This window comes from Extensimonas vulgaris (assembly GCF_003337425.1).
Classification (GTDB): domain Bacteria; phylum Pseudomonadota; class Gammaproteobacteria; order Burkholderiales; family Burkholderiaceae_C; genus Extensimonas; species Extensimonas vulgaris.
This window is the reverse complement of record NZ_QPJU01000006.1, coordinates 133,079-150,467: the sequence shown is the minus strand read 5'-3', so window position 1 is coordinate 150,467 and position 17,389 is coordinate 133,079. Positions and strand designations below refer to the sequence as shown.

At 64.7% G+C, this 17,389-nt stretch carries 13 protein-coding genes; 11 read left to right on the top strand and 2 right to left on the bottom strand.

Features of this window, described 5'->3' with window-relative positions:
- Positions 1-8: 8 nt before the first annotated feature.
- The 9 genes from DFR45_RS09950 to DFR45_RS09910 all read left to right on the top strand — a co-directional run bounded on the left by DFR45_RS09950 (position 9) and on the right by DFR45_RS09910 (position 13,026).
- Positions 9-5,972 carry a hybrid sensor histidine kinase/response regulator gene (locus DFR45_RS09950; protein ID WP_114483577.1) on the top strand — a complete coding sequence of 1,988 codons (5,964 nt, stop codon included), beginning with the start codon at positions 9-11 and terminating at the stop codon, positions 5,970-5,972.
- Between the two features lie 54 nt (positions 5,973-6,026).
- Positions 6,027-7,193 carry a PilT/PilU family type 4a pilus ATPase gene (locus tag DFR45_RS09945; protein WP_114483576.1) on the top strand — a complete coding sequence of 389 codons (1,167 nt, stop codon included), beginning with the start codon at positions 6,027-6,029 and terminating at the stop codon, positions 7,191-7,193.
- A 292-nt stretch (positions 7,194-7,485) separates the two neighbouring features.
- Positions 7,486-8,097: a YqgE/AlgH family protein gene (locus DFR45_RS09940; protein WP_114483575.1), complete on the top strand. Its 612-nt coding sequence runs from the start codon at positions 7,486-7,488 to the stop codon at positions 8,095-8,097.
- Positions 8,097-8,546, top strand: coding sequence for a Holliday junction resolvase RuvX (ruvX, locus tag DFR45_RS09935; RefSeq protein WP_114483574.1), 450 nt, complete (start codon positions 8,097-8,099; stop codon positions 8,544-8,546). Before DFR45_RS09940 ends, ruvX begins: the two co-directional genes overlap by 1 nt.
- Entirely contained in the window at positions 8,543-9,064 is a 522-nt protein-coding gene (gene pyrR, locus DFR45_RS09930) for a bifunctional pyr operon transcriptional regulator/uracil phosphoribosyltransferase PyrR (protein WP_114483573.1), read from the top strand. Before ruvX ends, pyrR begins: the two co-directional genes overlap by 4 nt.
- A gap of 2 nt (positions 9,065-9,066) precedes the next feature.
- Positions 9,067-10,029 carry an aspartate carbamoyltransferase catalytic subunit gene (locus DFR45_RS09925; protein ID WP_114483644.1) on the top strand — a complete coding sequence of 321 codons (963 nt, stop codon included), beginning with the start codon at positions 9,067-9,069 and terminating at the stop codon, positions 10,027-10,029.
- 85 nt (positions 10,030-10,114) lie between these two features.
- Positions 10,115-11,404 (top strand): dihydroorotase, encoded by a 1,290-nt coding sequence (locus DFR45_RS09920; RefSeq protein ID WP_114483572.1) that lies wholly within the window; start codon positions 10,115-10,117, stop codon positions 11,402-11,404.
- A 27-nt stretch (positions 11,405-11,431) separates the two neighbouring features.
- Positions 11,432-12,169, top strand: coding sequence for a lysophospholipid acyltransferase family protein (locus DFR45_RS09915; RefSeq protein WP_114483571.1), 738 nt, complete (start codon positions 11,432-11,434; stop codon positions 12,167-12,169).
- A 68-nt stretch (positions 12,170-12,237) separates the two neighbouring features.
- Positions 12,238-13,026, top strand: coding sequence for a nucleotidyltransferase family protein (locus DFR45_RS09910; RefSeq protein WP_114483570.1), 789 nt, complete (start codon positions 12,238-12,240; stop codon positions 13,024-13,026).
- Between the two features lie 37 nt (positions 13,027-13,063).
- Here the strand turns inward: DFR45_RS09910 and DFR45_RS09905 are convergent, their stop codons facing one another.
- Complete coding sequence (locus DFR45_RS09905; RefSeq protein ID WP_114483569.1) at positions 13,064-13,930, bottom strand: restriction endonuclease; 867 nt, start codon at positions 13,928-13,930, stop codon at positions 13,064-13,066.
- Positions 13,931-14,104: 174 nt separating this feature from the next.
- Here DFR45_RS09905 and DFR45_RS09900 point away from each other — a divergent pair, with 174 nt between their 5' ends.
- Positions 14,105-14,422 carry a DUF2322 family protein gene (locus DFR45_RS09900; protein ID WP_114483568.1) on the top strand — a complete coding sequence of 106 codons (318 nt, stop codon included), beginning with the start codon at positions 14,105-14,107 and terminating at the stop codon, positions 14,420-14,422.
- On the opposite strand, the gene tcuC is transcribed toward DFR45_RS09900, so the two are convergent.
- The gene (gene tcuC, locus DFR45_RS09895) at positions 14,395-15,729 is read right to left on the bottom strand and encodes an MFS transporter (RefSeq protein WP_114483567.1); all 1,335 of its coding nucleotides are present in this window, start codon (positions 15,727-15,729) and stop codon (positions 14,395-14,397) included. The two genes, DFR45_RS09900 and tcuC, sit on opposite strands and share 28 nt — an antisense overlap.
- Before the next feature lie 262 nt (positions 15,730-15,991).
- On the opposite strand from tcuC, the gene DFR45_RS09890 reads away from it, so the two are divergent.
- On the top strand, positions 15,992-17,383 hold the full coding sequence (locus tag DFR45_RS09890) for an aminopeptidase P N-terminal domain-containing protein (RefSeq protein WP_114483565.1): 1,392 nt from the start codon (positions 15,992-15,994) through the stop codon (positions 17,381-17,383).
- Positions 17,384-17,389: the final 6 nt, after the last annotated feature.

Sequence of the window (17,389 nt, the reverse complement as noted above, 5' to 3'; positions counted from 1 at the left end):
ACAACTCCATGCCATCTCTCGATGTGAATCCGACACCGGCGGCAGAGGCAGGCGTGCAAGAGCAAGACCTTGGGCCTCTGGCCTGGGTGCTCGATGAATTGCGCAAGTCTTTGAACGCTGCCAGCAAAGCCATGCGGCACTTCATGCGCGAGGCAGAGGAGGCCTCCAAGTCCGACCTGGGTGCATTGGATGCGGGGCCGCTGCGCGTTGCCAGGCAACAGCTGCACCAGGCCAGCGGCGCGCTCGAAATGGTGGGCATGGCCCCTCCCTCGTTGCTTTTGCGTGCCATGGAAGCTGCCGTGCACAAGTTTGTCCAGCAACCGCAACTTTGCACGCAGGACGCGGTGACTGTCGTAGAGCGCGCGAGCTTTGCTCTGGTCGAGTACCTTGAAAATGTGCTGGCAGGCAAGTCCACCTCCCCCGTGGCCTTGTTCCCGCAATACCGCGACGTGCAGAAACTGGCAGGCGCCGAACGCGTCCACCCTGCGGATCTCTGGCCGACCGAGCGACGCTTGCGCGAACCCGAGGTGCACAGCGCACAAGCCCCACTGCCCTATGGCGCTTCAGCGCGCTCCATGCTCGACGCTGCCGTGCTGCAAGTCGTCAAGTCGGGCGATCCCTCCGCAGCGCGGCGTTTGCGCGACATTTGCTTGGGTTTCGCAGCGGCCCAGGACGATGTGCGCACGCGGACGTTCTGGAAAATCTGTGCCGGTTTCTTCGAAGCGCTTGCAGGCGGCCTGCTGCCCGCAGACATTTATGTGAAACGCGTGGCTTCGCGCGTGCTCATGCAGTACGCCACGCTCGCCAAAGGCGAAGACGGGGTTGCCGAGCGGCTCTTGCAGGATTTGCTGTTTTTTTGTGCACAAGCCAGACCGAGCCCCGAGGCTGTGGATGCCTACCCCGTGCTCGGCGCGGTGCGGCGCTCGTATGGCCTGGAGCACGTCGAACCCGTCTCCTATGAAACCCCACGCTTCGGACGTTTCGACCCCGTGCTGCTGGCGCAGGCGCGCAAACGCATGGCTGCCGCAGCCGAAATCTGGTCGGCATTAGCGGGGGGGGATCGCAGCAAGCTCAAGCCAGCGGCAGACCAGTTCAGCTTGGTCTGCGACTCTTTGCGCAAGCTGTTACCTGGTAGCGAAGCACTCGCCGAGGCATTGGCCCAGGCAGTCCAAGCGACCAGTCAGTCTGGCACTCTCCCCACACCGGCCCTTGCAATGGAAGTCGCGACCGCAGTGCTGTATCTGCAGGCGGTATTCGAGGGCTTTGACGCCGATGACGCGCAGATGGCCCTGCGCGCCCAGCGTCTGGCGCAGCGACTCTCCGCCGTGCGCAATGGGGCCGAGCCGGAACCCTTGGAACCATGGATGGAGGAGCTCTATCGCCGCATCAGCGACAAGCAGACCATGGGCAGCGTGGTGGCTGAACTGCGCACGACCTTGGGTGAGGTGGAAGTGGCTTTGGATCAGTTCTTCCGTGCGCCCGACAACACCACCCCACTGGCGACAGTGCCAGCGCGCATGGCGCAAATGCGTGGCGTGCTTTCCGTGCTGGGTATCGATCAGGCAGCGTTGGCCATGGCACGCATGCGTGACATCGTGGAACGCTTGCTCGTCGGCCACATCACTGCCGAAGAACGCCTGCAAGCCTTTGAACGACTTGGGAACAGCTTAGGGGCATTGGGCTTCCTGATAGATATGCTGAGCTACCAGCGCAACATGGCGCGCCGGCTCTTTGTCTACGACGAAACCCTGGGCGAGCTGCGCATTTTGACGAGCAAAGCCCGGATGCGCACGACCGACGACGCGCGCGAGCCGTCTGTGCTATTGCGGGAACGTGCAAACGTTCCGCAGCCGCAAATTTTGCCCCGCTTTCCGGCGCCGGAATCTGCGCAACCTCCCACCGATTTCGCCCCCCTGTCCGCTGCGCAAGACCCCTCTGCGAACGCAGAAGCACTTGCGGATGAAGCAACCACGACCCCATGGCCGCAGGAGGACACCCTGCAGCAGCCGTTGCAAACCATTTTGCAGACGGTCTTGACTGCACCAGCAGACGCGCGCGCCGAGGAAAAAGACGAAGCTGAAGAGGATTTGCGCGACATCTTCCTCGAGGAGGCGCGTGAAGTGGTGGACACAGGTTTGGCAGCCGTTGCCGCATTGCAGGAAATGCCTGCAGACCTCAGCGAACAAACCACGTTGCGCCGCGCTTTTCACACGCTCAAGGGCAGTTCGCGCATGGTTGGGCTCGGGGAATTTGGCGAGGCGGCATGGGCCATGGAGCAAGTGCTCAATGCTTGGCTTGCAGAACAAAAGCCCATCCCTTACGCAATGCTGCAATTGTCCAGTGATGCATTGCACGCGTTCGGACAATGGGCGAACGACATCGGTTCAGGCACAGCCACACATTGGAATGCACAAGTATTTCGGGTTTCAGCCGACGCAATGCGCCTGCACGGCACATTGATACCGCTCGCCACACCCACGGATCAACCCGCAGTTGAGCCCACGGAAGGAACCACCGAACTCCAGGAGGCAGAGGAAACCTCTCCTCCCTCTGAGTCCGCATTCGAGCCAAGCACAAGCTTCGCCGAAACGGCTTTTCAGACAGAGCTTGACCCCTCCACGAACCTCGAGCCGGTCGATTTCGTACCAGGGGCTGCTTTCGTCGCAGAAGAAGTCGATTTCTCTGAGTTTGCTGCAGCAGCGCAAGAGAAAAAAGAAGAGAAAAGAGAAGCAGCGGAGGGCTTTGCGCCTACGGTCATCGCGCAGCTGGCGCCCGAACATGCGCCCGATGATATGTTCCCCCCATCTGCGCCAGAAAGCGAAACGGAACTCCTGGATACGCAGGATGCTTTTGCGGCTTTCATGCAGTCGCAGCCATCGGCACCACCGTCCGATGCGGCAGATGCAGAGCAAGCTGCGCAATTCGGGTCAGCGGCGGCGGAAAAATCACTGACAAAAAAAGAAGAAGCGCCATCGGCACCTGCGAGCGAAAGCGAACAGGACTCGGTCAAAATCATCGGCGATTTGCGGATCGGGGTGGCGCTCTACAACGTCTACTTGAATGAGGCCGACGAATGGTCGCGTGCCCTCGAAAATTGTTTGCAGGAATGGGCATCTGACCCCAGCGCCCCCATCCCCGACGACGCCGTGGCATGGGCGCACTCCCTTGCTGGCAGCTCAGCTACGGTGGGCTTCCGGGCGTTGTCCGATATGGCGCGTTTGCTCGAGCATGCGCTGCAACATGTGCAGCTGCAGGCGGCGGGAACTGCTGCGCAAGCGCAGACCTTCCTGGCAGCAGGGCAAGACATACGGCGTTTGTTGCACCAGTTTGCTGCAGGTTTTCTCAAATCACCCAATGCCCAGATTCTGCAAGAACTGCAGCAAATTCTGGATACCGAGGAATCCACCCTTGCGATGCCCTTGCAAACGCAAGCGGACATTGATGAGAAGTCGCTCGCGCTTGAGGTAGAAGCCGTCCCCCCGAAACCCACCGAAACGCCTCCGCTGCCTGCGCCGCCAACGGCGCCTGATCTGCCGGAGCCTGCAGCCATGACAGGGAGCGTGGTCGAGCAATTGGGCAGCGACATCGATGCCAAGGACACCATAGACCCCGATTTATTCCCCATTTTCGAGGAGGAGGCGCAGGAGCTTTTACCGCAACTCGGCAGCGCACTGCGGCAATGGGCTTCGCGGCCCGGGGATATGGAGGCACGCCATGCCACGCTGCGCGCTCTGCATACGCTCAAGGGCAGCGCACGCCTTGCTGGTGCCATGCGTTTGGGGGAAATGGCGCATCGGCTGGAGTCGCTGGTTGAGCAACTCGATATGCACCATCTTCAGACCGTGCAAGTCGAGTCTTTGCTGAGCGGCTTCGATGCCATCCAGTCGCATTTCGATGACTTGTGTCTCCAGGCGGCGCAAGCCTCTCAGGCGCCCTTGCTGCCGCCCCCTACGACGGCGCAGGCATCGAATACAGCGCAGGAAACGGACTCACAAGAGCCACTGCCAAACACTGCAGCAGACCACCCCACACCCTCCACGCCGGAGCCCTCCCTGCCCGGGCCAGCGCCGTTGGTGTTGGCCCGGCTGCACAGCGCCCCATCCGTGCGCGTGCGCGCACCCCTGCTCGATCGCCTGGTCAACCAGGCGGGTGAAGTGCTGATCAGTCACTCTCGGCTGGATGCGCATGTGGCGCAATTGCGCGGCTCTCTAGGCGAGCTGACGAGCAATCTCGAGCGTTTACGACAGCAGTTGCGTGATATCGAGGTGCAGGCCGAGTCCCAAATGCAGTCCCGTCTCGCGCAGACCAAGGACTCCGCGACGGGTTTCGATCCGTTGGAATTCGACCGTTTCACGCGCGTACAGGAACTGACCCGCATGATGGCCGAGTCGGTCAATGACGTGGCCACGGTGCAGCGCAACCTGCAGCGCGCCATCGAAGGGGCAGAGGACGAACTCAGCAAACAGGGACGGCAGGCGCGAGATTTACAGCGCGACCTGTTGCGCACACGCATGGTGGAATTCGACGCCATCGCAGAGCGTCTGTACACACTGGTACGCCAAGCATCCAAAGAGACCGGCAAGCAAGTGCAGCTGCACCTGCGTGGCGGCTCGATCGAGATGGATCGCGGCGTGCTGGACCGCATGGTGCCGGTATTCGAGCACTTGCTGCGCAATTGTGTAGCACATGGCATAGAGCCTGTCGAGCAGCGCCTCGCCCAGGGCAAGCCTGCCGCGGGTGCGATCGACATCGACGTGCACTATGAAGGGAATGACGTAGCCCTCGAATTCCGTGATGATGGCTGTGGACTGGACTTGGCGCGCATTCGTGCCAAAGCCCTCGCGCAAGGGCTGCTCGCAGCGGGCACCGATCCAAGCGATGCCGATGTTGCCCACCTGATTTTCCAGCCGGGATTTTCCACTGCGTCCGAGGTCTCTGGTCTCGCCGGGCGTGGCATAGGTCTGGATGTGGTGCGTTCGGAAGTGAATGCGTTGGGTGGGCGTGTAGAGGTTTCGAGCGTTCCTGGAAAGGGCACGACTTTCCGCCTCATCCTGCCTTTGACTACCGCGGTAACCCAAGTGGTATTGCTGCGTGCCGGACATCTGACGGTAGGCATGCCTGCGAACCTCGTAGAGATCGTCCGACGTGCCACCGCAGACGACTTGGAGCAGGCCTACCGTACGGGATATTACGAGGAGGCCGGGGAGCGCCTGCCGTTTTTCTGGGCAGGGGCAATGCTTCAATCTTCGGTGCGCAGCAACGAGCCTGTGGGCAAAAACCGCCCTGTGATCATCGCGCGCAGCGCAGCCCAGCGCATTGCCATGCATGTGGACGAAGTGTTGGGCAACCAGGAAGTCGTGGTCAAACAACTTGGGCCACAGTTGTCCCGCTTACCGGGGCTGGCCGGGATATCCGTGCTCTCTTCGGGTGCGGTGGTATTGATTTACAACCCTGTGGCCTTGGCCACTGTCTATGGGGATCGGGTGCGGGCCGCAGGTGAGGGTTTGCCGGCCGTGCTCGAAACCGCCGTGCCGGGAACGCAACCAGGCACGCCGCACGCTCCTCATGTGCTGCACGGATCGAGCCATGTGCCGCTGGTGCTGGTGGTCGATGACTCCATCACCGTGCGCCGCGTCACCCAGCGCCTGCTGCAGCGCGAAGGCTACCGCGTGGCGCTGGCTGCAGACGGGCTGCAGGCGCTCGAACGGTTGCAGCAGGAGCGCCCTGCGGTGGTGCTATCCGACATCGAAATGCCGCGCATGGACGGCTTCGACCTGCTGCGCACTATCCGTGCGGACCAGGCAATGCATGACCTGCCGGTCATCATGATCACCTCGCGCATTGCTCAAAAACACCGCGAGCATGCGCTTGAGCTGGGCGCCAATCATTACCTCGGCAAACCCTATTCCGATGAAGAGTTGCTCGGTCTGATTGCGCACTACGCGACGCTCAAAGCAGCCGCCCTTGTGTGATGCAGGAGCGTCGACTGGGCGGTTTTTGGAACCCATTCACGGCGATCAAAGACCATGGAATCTACAAATAAGCCAGGCACTTTCGCGGGCGACAGCCGCCTGCTTTCTTATCTTGCGCTGATGGCGCGCGAGCATGCGTCAGACTTGTTTTTGTTTGCAGGAGCACCGCCCACGCTCAAGCGCCAGGGGGACTTCACACCCATCATGCAGACCCCATTGGGCGCCGAGGACATCCGCGCGATGGCCTACTCGGTCATGCGCAAAGCGCAGATCGACGAGTTCGAGGCCACTATGGAATGCGACCTCTCTTTTCAGATGGGAGAGGTGGGGCGGTTTCGGATCAATGTACATCAGCAGCGCGGCAACGTGGGCATGGTAGTGCGCCACGTTACCGCACAGATTCCCTCGCTCGGTGAATTGGGTTTGCCCGATGTGTTCAAGCAACTTGCCTTCTTGCAAGCGGGCCTGGTGCTCACCGTGGGCGCGGCCGGCTCGGGGAAAACCACCTCGCTGGCAGCCATGCTCAATTACCGCAACGAGAGCGCGACAGGCCACATCCTGACCGTGGAAGACCCCATCGAATACTTGCACAGGCACAAAAAATCGCTCATCACCCAGCGTGAGATCGGCCTGGACACGCGCTCGTACGATGATGCTCTGCGTCACGCCATGCGCGAGGCGCCGAACGTCATCATGATCGGCGAGATCCGCGACCGCAGCACCATGCAGCATGCGCTGCACTACGCGGAATCCGGGCACCTGTGCGTCTCCACCATGCACGCCAGCAACGCGCGCCAGGCCGTGCAGCGGATTTTGAATTTTTTCCCTGAAGAGGCGCACAAGCAATTGCTGATGGACTTGTCGCTGAACTTGCGCGCAATTGTGGCCCAGCGGCTGGTCAAAAGCGTGCCAGGCCCGCTCGTGCCTGCGACCGAAGTCATGTTGTGGTCACCCTACGTGGCCGAGCTGATCCAGAAAGGGCAAATTGACGAGCTCAGGGTCGCGATCGAGCGCAGCGGCGAGCCGGGGATGTGCACTTTTGACCACTCCTTGTACGAGCTCCAGCAGCGTGGTGTCATCACGGCCGAAGAGGCCTTGGCCCATGCCGACAACCGCACCGATATGTCACTGCGCCTGCGGCTTGCGGCCGGTGCTCCGCCAGTGGGCGAGGGTCTGCAGATCAGCCCCCAGGACAGGGGTGGCAGGCCCAGCCTCGGCTGAGGGAAGGCCGGTTTTCTGCTCGCGGCGCTAGTGTAGTGTTTGATGCTTGATGCGACCAATAAAACCGATGGATTTTTGGTCTGGGCAAGGCGCAAACCGCAGCGATACCGGGTGGTATCGCGAGGATTTGCAACGCGGCCCAGGCCTAAAAGACGCGGTTTTATGTCGCAGATAGCGTCGAACACTACACTAGGCCTGACGATCCAGGCTGGATCGCAGTGCTGGCGCGGGCAGCCTGCGTGCAGCTCGGCGGCTGAGCTTGTGGCGCCCGCTTACCCGTAGAATTGCCCGCATGTCTGTCGATCCCGCGCCCATGAACCTGACGCACCACTTCCTGATCGCCATGCCCGGCGTGCGCGACGCGCTGTTCGCGCGCAGCGTGGTTTATGTGTGCGAGCACAACGAGCGCGGTACGCTGGGGCTCATCATCAACAAACCGAGCGATATCACGCTGGGCCAGCTGTTCGACAAGCTCGACCTGCCGCTGCAGCGTGCCGACCTCGCCGCGCAGCCCGTGCTGCAAGGCGGGCCGGTGCAGACCGATCGCGGCTTCGTGCTGCATGAAGCGGTGCACCCTACTGCTGCTGGGGATGCGCAGCCGCAGGACGAAACCCTCTACGCCTCGACCTTGCGCATCCCCGGCGGCCTGGAGATGACCACGTCCAAAGACGTGCTCGAGGCGCTTTCGACCGGTGGCGGCCCGCAGCGCCTGCTCATCACGCTCGGTTATTCCGCCTGGGGCGAGGGCCAGCTCGAATCCGAGCTGCGCGAAAACGCCTGGCTCACCGTGGAGGCCGACCTGGCGGTGCTGTTCGACACGCCCGTGTCCGAGCGTTACGACCGCGCCCTGGCCTTGCTCGGGCTGCAGTCCTGGATGCTCAGCGCCGAGGCGGGGCATGCGTGATGAAAAGCGACGAACGGGGCGACTTGCCCGCGCAAGCGTCCGAGTCTGCGCCCGTGCCCGCCCACCTGCAGACCTTTCTGGCTTTTGACTACGGCCTGCGGCGCACCGGCGTGGCCGTGGGCACGCGGCTGTTGCGCAGCGCGAGCCCGCAAGCCAGCATCCATGCCGCGGGTGACGCGCGCTTTGCCGAGGTGGCGCGGCGCATCCGTGCATGGCAGCCCGATGCGCTGGTGGTCGGTGTGCCCTTTCATCCTGACGGCGCGAGCCACGAAAACACCGTGCGTGCGCGCAAGTTCGCGCGCAAGCTGCACGGGCGCTTTGGTCTGCCGGTGTACGAGGTCGATGAGCGCTACAGTACCACCGCAGCGCTGGCCGAGGCGCGCACGCCGGATGCCGACGCCGGCGCCGCCTGCATCATCCTGGAGCAATTTTTGAGGAGCCTGCCATGAGTTCCCCCCCGCCTGCCGCCGCCGGCCGCCTCGTGCTCGACGCCGAGGCCCTCTACCGCGAACTGCTGCACGGGGTGCGCGCGCTCATGGCGCCGGCGACGCGGCTCGCTGGCATTGCCTCGGGCGGCGCGTGGCTGGCCGAGCGCCTGCAAAAAGACCTGGGCCTGCCCGGCGCGCCCGGCGTGTTGTCTTCGGCGCTGCACCGCGACGACTTCGCCCAGCGCGGCCTGAGCGCGAGTGCGCAGACGACCTTGCCTTTCGACGTCGAAGGGGCCGACATTCTGCTGCTCGACGACGTGCTCTACACCGGGCGCACCTTGCGCGCCGTGCTCAACGAGCTGTTCGACTACGGCCGCCCCGCGCGCGTGCGCCTGGCGGTGCTCGTCGATCGCGGCGGGCGCGAGCTGCCCGTGCAGGCCGACTTCGCCGCGGCGCGCGTGGCGCTGCCGCCCACGCAGTCGCTCGCCCTCGCGCGCGACGCGCAGGGCCAATTCCACTTTCAAATCGAGGAGGCTTGAGCGTGCTGCACCGGCGCAATCCCCAGCTCAACGCGCACGGCGAGCTGATCCACCTGCTGTCCACCGAGGGCCTGCCGCGCGACATCCTGCTGCAGATCCTCGACACAGCCGACAATTTCGTCAGCGTGAACGACCGCGAGGTCAAAAAAGTGCCGCTGCTGCGCGGCAAGAGCGTGTTCAACCTGTTTTTCGAAAACAGCACGCGCACGCGCACCACGTTCGAGATCGCGGCCAAGCGGCTGTCGGCGGACGTGATCAACCTCGACATCGCGCGCAGTTCGGCGAGCAAGGGCGAATCGCTGCTCGACACCATCGCCAACCTGAGCGCCATGGCGGCGGACTTGTTTGTGGTGCGCCACAGCGAGTCGGGTGCACCCTACCTGATCGCGCAGCACGTGGCGCCGCATGTGCACGTGATCAACGCGGGCGACGGGCGGCATGCGCACCCCACGCAGGGGCTGCTCGACATGTACACCATACGCCACTACAAAAAAGACTTCAGCAATCTCACGGTGGCCATCGTCGGCGACGTGCTGCACTCGCGCGTGGCGCGCTCGGACATCCACGCGCTGACCACGCTGGGCGCGGCCGAAGTGCGCGTGGTCGGCCCGCGCACGCTGGTGCCCGCCGACATGGCGCCCATGGGCGTGCGCGTGTGCCACACGCTGCAAGAAGGCATCCAGGACGTCGACGTGGTCATCATGCTGCGCCTGCAAAACGAGCGCATGAGCGGCGCGCTGCTGCCCTCGCGCCAGGAATACTTCAAGCACTTCGGCCTCAGCCCCGAAAAGCTGCGCTGGGCTAAGCCCGACGCGATCGTCATGCACCCCGGCCCGATCAACCGCGGCGTCGAGATCGACTCCGCCGTCGTCGACGGCCGCCAGAGCGTGATCCTGCCGCAGGTCACCTTCGGCATCGCGGTGCGCATGGCGGTGATGTCCATCGTTGCGGGTAATGAAGCCTGAGGGGCGGAGCGTACGAAAAGTCCTTTATTGATAGCTGCTAGCGCTTGATACATAAGGGCTAGAGGCCATTTTCATCCAAAAAACCATGAACCTACTGATCCAGCACGGCCGCGTGATCGATCCGGCCAGCGGCTTCGACCAGCACTGCGACGTCGCGCTGGCCGCGGGGCGCGTCCTCGCGCTCGGGCCGGCGCCGGCGGACTTCGTGCCGCGGCGCGTGCTCGATGCGCGCGGCTGCATCGTGCTGCCCGGCCTGGTGGACCTGGCGGCGCGCCTGCGCGAGCCCGGGCACGAGCACGAGGGCATGCTCGAGTCCGAAATGGCCGCCGCTGCGGCCGGCGGCGTGACCAGCCTGGTGTGCCTGCCCGACACCGAGCCCGTGCTCGACGAGCCCGGCCTGGTCGAAATGCTCAAGTCGCGCGCCGAAAAGCTGCACCTCGCGCGCGTGTTCCCGCTCGGCGCGCTCACGCGCGGCCTGGCCGGCGAGGTGCTGACCGAAATGGCCGAACTCAGCGAAGCCGGCTGCGTCGGCTTCGGTCAGGCCGAGGTGCCGCTGCCCAACACGCAGGTGCTGCTGCGTGCGCTGCAATACGCGGCCACCTTCGGCTACACCGTGTGGCTGCGCCCGCAGGATGCGCACCTGGGGCGCGGCGTGGCCGCCAGCGGCGCGCTCGCCACGCGCCTGGGCCTGGCGGGCGTGCCCGTGGCGGCCGAAACCATCGCCCTGCACACCATCTTCGAGCTGCAGCGCAGCACGGGCGCGCGCGTGCACCTGTGCCGCCTCTCGAGCGCCGCAGGCGTCGAACTGGTGCGCCGCGCCAAGGCCGAAGGCCTGCCGCTGAGCTGCGACGTGAGCATCAACTCGCTGCACCTCACCGACACCGACATGGGTTACTTCGACAGCCGCGCGCGGCTCGCGCCGCCGCTGCGCCAGGCGCGCGACCGCGACGCGCTCCGTGCGGGCCTGGCCGACGGCACCATAGACGCCCTCGTGTCCGACCACACGCCGGTCGATGAGGACGCCAAGGCTTTGCCTTTTGCCGAGGCCGAGCCCGGCGCCACGGGGCTGGAACTGCTCCTCGGCCTCGCGCTCAAGTGGTCGCAAGACCAGGGCGTGCCGCTGGCGCGCGCGCTCGCCGTGGTCAGCAGCGCGCCGGCGGGCGTGCTCGGCAATGCGCCGGATCACCCAGGCCTGGGACGCATCGTCGAGGGCGGCGTGGCCGACCTGTGCATCTTCGACCCGCAGGCACACTGGAGCGTGCGTGCCGACACGCTGCGCAGCCAGGGCAAGCACACGCCGTTTCTGGGCTACGAACTTCCCGGCCAGGTGCGCTGCACCGTGATGGGCGGCAGGATTGCCTTCGAACGTGCATGAATCCTTTGCCCCAGGAACGACTCCACCATGAGTAGAACCCTCGCGTGCTGGCGTTTTTTGCGGCTGCTCTGGCATGTGCTCGATGGCGTGGGCGTGGCTTTGTTGCGGTTTCCACGCCTGTCGCCCGAAGAACAGCAGATGCGCGTACAGGCTTGGGCGCAGGCCATGTTGCGCATCATCGGGGTTTCGCTGCGCATCGTCGGCCAGCCGCCCGTCGCCGGGCCCATGCTGCTCGTGGCCAACCATTCTTCGTGGCTCGACATCTCGGTTTTGCATGCCACCCGCTACTGTCGTTTCGTATCCAAGTCCGACGTGCAGTCCTGGCCGCTCGTGAGCGTGCTCGCGCGTGCTGCCGGCACGCTGTATTTGGATCGCAATTCGCGGCGGGATACGGCGCGCGTCGTGCGCAACGTGCAAACGGCCCTGCAACAAGGCGAGGTCGTGGCGATCTTCCCCGAAGGCACTACGGGCGACGGCCACACGCTGCGGCCTTTTCATCCGAACCTGCTGCAAGCGGCGATTGCCATCGATGCGCCGGTGCAACCCGTGGGCCTGTGTTATCTGGACAAAACCACCGGCAAGCGCAGCTTTGCCCCCACCTTTACCGGCAATGCGACCATGCTGGGCTCTTTATGGCGCACCCTGCGCGCCGCGCCCATCGAGGCCGTGGTGCACTTCGGCCTCCCCGAACGCGCGCAGGGCCGTGATCGCCGCACCTGGAGCCGCGACTTGCATGCAACGGTAGATCGCTTGCGTCAGCCCTGAAGGTGATGGCGGTCTTCAGAGCACCCAAAGAGCGCCCAGGCACAACAGGGGTTTCTACCGTACGCTCCATGCACGCCAAGACGAACCCTTTTCCCGCCCCCGCGCCCCAAGCCCCCGCCATGCTGCTCGCCGCAGGCCGCGGCGAGCGCATGCGCCCGCTGACCGACCACACTCCCAAGCCCCTGCTGCGCGTGCAGGGGCGCCCGTTACTCGAATGGCACCTGCGCGCGCTCGCCGCCGCGGGCGTCACGCGGGCCGTCATCAACACCGCCTGGCTGGGGGAGCAGATCTGCGCCCATTTTTCAGATCATTTTGCTCTCCAAGGCAATACTGACGCGCGCAAGCAGCTATCGATTTCATACTCCCCCGAAGGCCGCGACTTCGGCGCCGCGCTCGAAACCGCGGGCGGCATCGCGCGCGCGCTGCCGCTGCTGGCGCCCGCAGCGGACGACGTTTTCTGGGTGGTGGCGGGCGACGTGTTCGCGCCCGGCTTCTGTTTCGAGCGCACCGCCGTCGAGCGCTTTGCCGCCAGCGGCCTGCTGGCCCATCTGTGGCTGGTGCCCAACCCGCCGCACCACCCCCAGGGCGACTTCGGTCTGTCTCCCGACGGCATGGCGCGCAACGAAGCGCCGCCAGGCAGCACGCGCCACACCTTCAGCACCTACGCGCTGTACCGCCGCGCGCTGTTCGAGCCGCCCTGGTGCGACATCCCCCCCGGCAACCCCGCCGGCGTGGCTGCGCCACTCGCGCCCCTGCTGCGCCGCGCCATCGCAGCAGGCCAGGTCAGCGCCGAGATCTACACCGGCGCCTGGACCGACGTGGGCACACCCGAGCGGCTGGCGGAGTTGAATCGGTAGGCTGGCAGCGGCTCCATACGCCAGTCCAAGGGCCTTACTACTCAATAGCTCGAGTCCCTCCGCATTTGGTCTGCGAATAACGGCTGCACCCCCAAAACGGCTTGCCGGCATTGGCGCCCCGTTGGGCCAATCGTCTCACCATTGGACTGCCACACAGCGGACAAACCGGCGCCGCCATTGGCGCGGCAGCCACAGCCGGTGCGCTTGCCGCTTTTTCCTTGCTTGCGACTGCGGGCCGCACAGCATCGATCATCTTCTTGAGCGCAGGGCCGTCGATCAGTTCGATGTTCCGTCCTTGGGCGAAATTGCGCGCCGGTTCAGTGAAGCTCCCCGAAGTGACCACAAAGCCACCAGCAGCCCCCTGCGCCGCCATCACGCCATAGAGCTCGCGCACGACCTCGACGGACACCTGGAATGCCTTCCAGCGCTTGCATTGGACGAGGAAAGTTTCGCCGCCCTTGGTCAATGTCAGGTCCACACCGCCGTCGGCACCATTCCCGCCCAATTCGGTCACGGCATAGCCGCGCAGGCGGAAAGCCTCGCCAACGAGAAGTTCGAAATCGCGCCAGCCCATGGTGCGCAGCGCCGCGCCCGTAGCATCGTTGCCCACTTCGGCAATCAACCCCTGCCGCTTGCGCCGGCCAATGGCAGAGGCAGCCGCCGCCGCCAACAAGATGAAGGGAACCAGATATTGCCCGCCCACGGCCAGCCCTTTGATCACCATCGCGGACAGCATGTCGCCCCCTTTTTGGCCTGCCGAAAGCGTGGTGGGCACCTCCATCACGGCATACCGGTTCAGCACCGCGTAGGCAATGACGGCCAACACCACGCCCACCCACCACGGCAAGGCTGCCGTCAAGTCGAACAAAGCATCGGCCAAGCCGCTTTCCTTTCTTCTCGCCATGTACCTCTCCTTGCTGATCGTGTGATTTCTTCAACCTGCCGGAAGGACAGCCCGCCGGCACGCGAGCGCATTTTCGCTGCGCGTCAATGCAGAAGAAGCTCCGGGGCCTCCTTGCGTCCCGATATGCTCTCGGGCCACCGATTACATTTTGCCGCCGCAAAACAAACAACCCCCATGAACTTCGCCACCCGCCTCCAGCAACTCCCCGCCATCGCCCACCTCGCCGCCCTGCAACTGCTCGACGCACAAGGCCAGGTCGTGGCCACGATAGAAAACAAGCCCGGCCAGGCCGGCTCGCTGGCCGTGTACCACGCCCTGGCGCAAAAACACGGTGGCGCCATCACGCCTGCCGCGGCGGCCGAGGGGCTGCAGTGGTACGGCGAGCACCTGGCCGACGCCCAGGCCCACCCCGGCAAGCACCCCAACATCGACCGCCTGCTCGCCTGGGCCGCAGGCAGCGCGAGCTATGGGGTCAGGCTGGTGGCGCGCTGATGGGCAAGTGCGCGCCCCTCGACTGCCGCACGGCGGTACAGAATCAAGGTAGCCAGCAACCCGCAAGCGGCGGCAGCGGCCATCCAAAGGCCGGGCGCTGCCTTGTTGTGCGTTAGCTCGATGAGTCCAGTAGCAATGGCCGGTGTAAAACCGCCAAACAAGGCTGTGGCCAGGCTGTAGGCAAGTGAAAAACCGGCGGTGCGCACTTCGACCGGCATCACCTCGGTCAACGCCACCACCCCAGCACCATTCCAGCTTGCATACAAAAACGACAGCCACAGCTCCACTTCGAGCATGCGCATGAACGATGGTGCCTGCGTGAGCCATACCAAGGCTGGGTAGGCCGTCAGAATGGTCAGCGCACTGAACAGCAGCAGCAGTGGCTTGCGACCCACCTTGTCAGACAACGCGCCCATGATGGGCAGCCAGAAAAAGTTGGAAATGCCCACGCAAAAAGTTACCACGAGCGCATCGACGGTACTGAGCTTGAGCACGCTCTTGCCAAAAGTCGGGGTGTAGACGGTGATCAAGTAAAACGACACGGTGGTCATGGACACCAGCAGCATTCCTGCGAGGATCAGACGCCAGTTTTGCACCATGGAACGGTAAATTTCTCCGAGGGAGGGGCGGTGTTTGCGCTGCTCGAATTCCACCGTTTCCTGCAGTGAACGGCGCAGCAGGAACAATACTGGCACGATCAGACAGCCGATGAAAAACGGCACGCGCCAGCCCCACTCGCCCACCTGCTGCGGCGCCATCCACACATTGATCGCATACCCCAGTGCGGCCGCCACGATGATGGCGACTTGCTGGCTCGCCGATTGCCAACTCACATAGAAGCCCTTGTGCCCCGGTGTCGCCATTTCGGAAAGATAGACTGATACGCCGCCAAGCTCGACCCCGGCCGAAAAGCCCTGCAGCAGGCGACCGATCAATACCAGGGTGGGCGCGAGCAGTCCGATACTCGCATAGCTGGGCACAAAAGCGATCAACACCGTGCCCATGGCCATCAGCGCCAGCGTGACGATCAGACCCTTCCTGCGGCCGACACGGTCGATATAGGCACCGAGAAAAACTGCACCCAAGGGCCGCATCAGAAAGCCGGCGCCAAAGGTCATGAAGGTCATCATCAGCGAGGCGTATTCATTGTCCGATGGGAAGAATGCCTTGGAGATGTAAGTGGCATAAAACCCAAACAGGAAAAAGTCGAACATCTCCATGAAATTGCCACTCGTCACGCGCAAAACGGTGGCGAGCTGGCTTGAACGCGCTGGCGTCGCGGAAGGGAAAGAGGAACTGCTCATCATCAAGAATCTCTGGTTGAGCCGGCGTCAACGGCGGGGTGGTTGGTGGGTCATGATTGTGCAGATTCCCGCCCCTTTTTGCCGAAGCGAGCGGCGATCCTCTGACGCGCAGGCAGGGGTGCGTTGCGCGCGCAGCCGTGTGGGAAACAGCGATGCAACGGCAGCCCGTCCTGCGCCGATAACCCGCATTTCCCTACGCCGCGCAAAAGCCCCGATACTTGCCTGTTCACACATTTCCGTCTCCGGCTCCCTTCGCATACCCGCCATGCCCCCCTCTTCTCTTTACGCCGACCGCCGCGCCCGCCTGGCTGCCCAGTTGGGCGCGGGCGGCATTGCCATCATTCCGACGGCGCCCGAGCGCCCGCGCAACCGCGACAACCAGTACCAGTACCGCCCCGACAGCTACTTTTATTACCTGACGGGCTTTGGTGAGCCCAATGCCTGCCTGGTGCTCACGGGCGACGGCCACAGCACGCTGTTTTGCCAGCCCAAGGACATGGAGCGCGAAATCTGGGACGGCTACCGCCTGGGCCCGCAGGCCGCGCCCGCGGCGCTGGGCGTGGATGCGGCCTATTCGTTTGCCGAGCTGGACGCGCGCCTGCCGCGTCTGCTCGAAAACCGCGCCTGCGTCTGGTACCCGTTTGCCACGCACACGGGCCTGGCGGCGCGCGTGGAGGGCTGGCTCGCCGCGGTGCGCGCGCGCGCACGCTACGGCGCGCTGTGCCCGGCGGCGCAAAATGACCTGTGCACGCTGCTCGACGAGATGCGCCTCGTCAAGGACGCGCACGAGCAGGCCACCATGCGCCGCGCGGCGCAGATCAGCGCGCGTGGCCATGTGCGCGCGATGCAGCGCGCGGCGCGCATGCTGCGTGCGGGCGAGGACGCGCGCGAGTACCACCTCGAAGCCGAGCTGCTGCACGAATTCCGCCAGCAGGGCGCGCAGTACCCGGCCTACGACGCCATCGTCGCCGCCGGCGCGAATGCCTGCGTGCTGCACTACCGCGCGAGCGACGCGCCGCTGCGCGCGGGCGAGCTGGTGCTGATCGACGCGGGCTGCGAGCTCGACGGCTACGCGAGCGACATCACACGCACCTTTCCGGCCGATGGCAAATTCACCGGCCCGCAGCGCGCGCTCTATGACCTGGTGCTCGCGAGCCAGCAGGCCGCCGTGGCCGCCACACGCGCCGGCGCGCGCTTCGACGCGCCGCACGAGGCCACCGTGGCCGTGCTCGCACAAGGGCTGCTCGACCTCGGGCTGCTCGACAAAAACAAGGTGGGCACGGCGCAGGACGTGATCGCGAGCCGCGCCTACTTTGCGTTTTACATGCACCGCACCAGCCATTGGCTGGGCATGGACGTGCACGACTGCGGCAGCTACGTGGAGCCTGGCGAAGTCGGCCAGACCAGCGTGCGCCAGGACCCGCTGTCGGGCGAGACCATCACCGAGCGCCCGAGCCGCATCCTGCGCCCCGGCATGGTGCTGACCATCGAGCCGGGCCTGTACGTGCGCCCCGCGCCCGGCGTGCCCGAGGCCTTCCACCACATCGGCATCCGCATCGAGGACGACGCCCTCGTGACCGCGCAGGGCTGCGAGCTGCTCACGCGCGACGTGCCCGTGGCAGCAGACGAGATCGAGGCGCTGATGCGCGGTGCCTGACGCACG